This window comes from Sedimentitalea sediminis (assembly GCF_042687825.1).
Lineage (GTDB): Bacteria > Pseudomonadota > Alphaproteobacteria > Rhodobacterales > Rhodobacteraceae > Sedimentitalea.
The window spans coordinates 1-878 of the sequence record NZ_JBHUQE010000068.1 but is presented as its reverse complement, the minus strand read 5'-3'; the positions used below and the strand labels follow the sequence as shown (position 1 = coordinate 878).

The window sequence follows — 878 nt, the reverse complement described above, 5'->3', positions numbered from 1 at the left end:
ATGAAAATCGGATTCATAGGTCTGGGCAATATGGGTGGGCCGATGGCGGCCAATCTGGCGGCGGCGGGGCATGCGGTCGTGGGGTTCGACATGGCCGATGTGGCGGTGCCCGGCGTCGCTCTGGCCGAGAGTGCGGCAGCGGCCGCGACCGGCGCCGAGGCGGTGATCACCATGCTGCCCAACGGCGCCATCCTGCGCGCCGTGGCCGATCAGATCGTGCCGGCGATGACGGCCGGGGCGGTGTTCGTCGACTGTTCGACGGTGGATTTGGACAGCGCCCGCGCGGTCGCCCAACAGGCGGTCGCGGCCGGGCTGCTGGCGGTGGATGCGCCGGTGTCGGGCGGCGTCGGCGGGGCCTCGGCGGGCAGCCTGACCTTCATGGCCGGGGGCAGCGACCAGGGCTTTGCCAAGGCCGCCGAACTGTTTGACATCATGGGACAAAAAGCGGTGCATTGCGGTGCATCCGGTGCCGGCCAGGCGGCCAAGATCTGCAACAACATGATCCTGGGCGTCACCATGATCGCCACCTGCGAAGCCTTTGCCCTGGCCGACAAGCTGGGCCTGGACCGGCAAAAGATGTTCGACGTGGTCAGCACTTCGTCGGGCTATTCCTGGTCGATGAACGCCTATTGCCCGGCGCCCGGCGTGGGCCCGCAAAGCCCCGCCGACAACGGCTATGCGCCGGGTTTCGCCGCCGAGCTGATGCTGAAGGATCTGCGCCTGTCCCAGCAGGCGGCAGAGAGTGCCGATGCCGACACGCCGATGGGCGCGCTGGCCCGCGAACTCTATGCGCAATTCGTCGAAACCGAGGACGGTGCGGGCAAGGATTTCAGCGCCATGCTGCCCCGCTTTGAAAACCGCGGCAGGGGGTGAGGGGC

1 protein-coding gene is annotated in these 878 nt (G+C 68.0%); it reads left to right on the top strand.

Features of this window, described 5'->3' with window-relative positions; translation table 11 throughout:
- A partial coding sequence (mmsB, locus tag ACFMPD_RS17545) for a 3-hydroxyisobutyrate dehydrogenase (protein ID WP_380997349.1) occupies positions 1 to 873 on the top strand: 873 nt, incomplete at its 5' end.
- Between the last annotated feature and the right edge of the window lie 5 nt (positions 874 to 878).